Raw genomic sequence first — 2,711 nt, forward strand, 5'->3', positions numbered from 1 at the left:
GGGGTCCCCGCACCGCGGGGAAGCCGCCGTGCCGGGGGGATGGGCTCGTAGGACGAGCACGCTGTGGCCCAGCACGGTCAGGGACTCGCCGCCGACGTAGCTGGTTCCCGGTACCGCGACGGTCGCCGGGAATCCGGCGAGATCGTCGTCGGCGGTATTGAGCAGCAGGTCGTGGCGGGCCGCCCAGGGAGCACCGGGCAGGGTGACGACGGTGTCGCCGCGATCCGGATGGAACACGTACACCAGGCCAGCGCCGTGGGCCGGTAGATCGTGCGTTCCCCGCCCGCCGGCAGGATCCTCATCCACGAAGCCGGCGGCGACAGGGCCGCCGGCGACATGGGCCACGAGCGTCGCGACCCGCGGGGCGTTCCAGTCCGCCACCGACATCACCGCCCCGTCCGCACGGAACCAGGTGATGTCCGCGAGTCGCCCGGGTGCCGACTGGCCGCCGTGGAAGAACCGCCCCCGGCGCAGCACGGGTTCGGCGGAACGCAGTGCCGCCAACCCGCCCACCAGCCGACACAGCGCCGGGTCGGGGCCGGCCGGGTCGGGGTAGGCGTGGTCCGGCTCCGTGACGTCCTCCGGTCCGGTGACGTCCTCCGGCCCCACGAGGTCGGTCGGCCAGTCGAGCCAGGACACCGCGTTGTCCTGGCAGTAGGCGTTGTTGTTGCCGCCCTGCGAGTGACCGAACTCGTCGCCGGCGAGCAGCATCGGGACGCCCGTGGACAGCAGCAGTGTCGTGATCAGTCCCCGGCGCACCCGGCGGCGGATGGTCAGGATCGCCGGGTCGTCGGTCGCACCCTCCACCCCGTAGTTCGCCGAGCGGTTGTCCGCCTCGCCGTCCCGGTTGCCCTCGCCGTTGTCCTCGTTGTGCTTCTCGTTGTAGGAGACCAGGTCTGCCAGGGGAAAACCGTCGTGGGCGGTGACGAAGTTGATCGATGCCCAGGGGCGCCGGCCGCCGTGCTCGAACAGGTCCGACGAGCCGGACACCCGATAGCCCAGATCGGCGACGCCGCTGGTGTGCCTGTTCCACACGTCGCGCACGGTGTCGCGGAACCGCCCGTTCCACTCCGCCCAGGGGGCCGGGAACCCCCCCGCACCTGGTATCCGCCCCAGCCGACGTCCCACGGCTCGGCGATCAGCTTCACCGTGGCGAGGATCGGGTCGGCGTGGATGGCGGTCAGCAGGCTTGCCGCGGGGTCGAAGGCGTCGGGATTGCGGGCGAGCGCGGTGGCGAGATCGAACCGGAACCCGTCGACGCCCATCTCCGTCACCCAGTACCGCAGCGAGTCGCAGATCAGCCGCACGACGTGCGGTGAGGACGTGTTGAGGGTGTTGCCGCAGCCGGTCACGTCACGGTAGCGCCGGGGATCCATCGGCTCTACCCGGTAATAGGTCGTGTTGTCCAGGCCACGCAGGGACAGCGTCGGGCCCCGCTCGCTGCCCTCGGCGCTGTGGTTGTAGACGACGTCGAGTATCATCTCGATGCCGGCGGCGTGCAGGGCTGCGACCATCGCCTGGAATTCGCCGATCGGATCGTCGGTGGCCGCGTACCCGGCATGAGGGGCGAAGAAGGCCAGGGTGTTGTAGGCCCAGTAGTTGATTTTTCCGCGCTCGAGCAGGGCCGGTTCGGAGACCGAGGCGTGCACCGGCAGCAGTTCGACCGCGGTGACGCCGAGCCGGCGCAGGTGCGCCAGGACGCTCGGGTGGCCGAGCCCGGCGTACGTCCCGCGTAACCGTGGCGGCAGGCCCGGGTGACGTTTCGTGAGCCCGCGTACGTGCGCCTCGTAGATGATCGTGTCCGACCAGGGGATGGTAGGCCGGTTGTCCGCCGGATGTACGCCGTGACCCGTCAAACCGCCACTCCCGGATCTGGGGTCCCCGATCTCGGAGTCCCCGAATCCGGAATCCCCGAATCCGGAATCCCTGGTCCCGGCGGGGCCCCGCTGCGCCCGTCCGGGCCCGGTCACGACGCAGCGAGGCACGAAAGGTGCGGAGTCCCGCGGGTCCGGTTCGAAGCCGTAGGGGTCGCCACCACCGAACCCGTAGATCGCCGGGTCCGTGCGCAGCGTCCCGGCTACCGATCGGGCGTAGGGGTCGACCAGCAGCTTCGCCGGGTTGTACCGCTGGCCCCGCTCCGGGTCATAGGGACCGTGTGCCCGCAGGCCGTAACGCTGACCGGGGCGGACGCCAGCCAGATAGCCGTGCCACACCCCGCCGTCACGCTCCGGAAGTCGATGGCGTGTCTCGCGGCCGTCGGCATCGAACAGGCAGAAGTCGACCGCCTCGGCCCCGGGGGCGACGACGGCGATGTTCACCCCGGACCCATCCCAGGTCACGCCCAGTGGCACCGCGCACCCCGGCGCGAGCCCGGAGGCGGTCGGCGCCGGTACGCCCGGGGATGCCGGTATGTCCGGTGAGACTGTGGTCTTCACGGTGTCGGACACCTTGGCGACGCTAACCGATCCCCTTTTCCGGAGCACGGGAAACACGGTGGCCGTGGAACAGGCCGGGGATGACGTCAAAAGAAGGGGGGCGGCTGCGCCGACGATGACCCCTGCCAGGGCCCGGGGGTGGCGTGGATAGTTGCTCGCCAGTCTCCGAAGGCGAGCTTGATCGTGCCGTCGTCGAGGATCCTCGCGCGTGCTCCACTGGGCCGCGGGGGCGCAGGCCGCCCGGCGCCAGTCCAACGGCGCGCCCACCGGGGTGCC

The 2,711-nt window shown here is 71.2% G+C and carries 1 protein-coding gene and 1 pseudogene; both read right to left on the minus strand.

Going from position 1 to position 2,711, the window contains the following annotated elements; translation table 11 throughout:
• A pseudogene (gene glgX / locus AC08ON_RS01910) lies at positions 1-2,411 on the minus strand (glycogen debranching protein GlgX); the annotation flags it as partial.
• Positions 2,412-2,521: 110 nt separating this feature from the next.
• Positions 2,522-2,711 (minus strand): hypothetical protein (locus AC08ON_RS01915; protein WP_476616347.1); only part of this gene is annotated, 190 nt, incomplete at its 5' end.

The sequence above is a fragment of the Frankia sp. CoWAU3 genome (assembly GCF_977971855.1).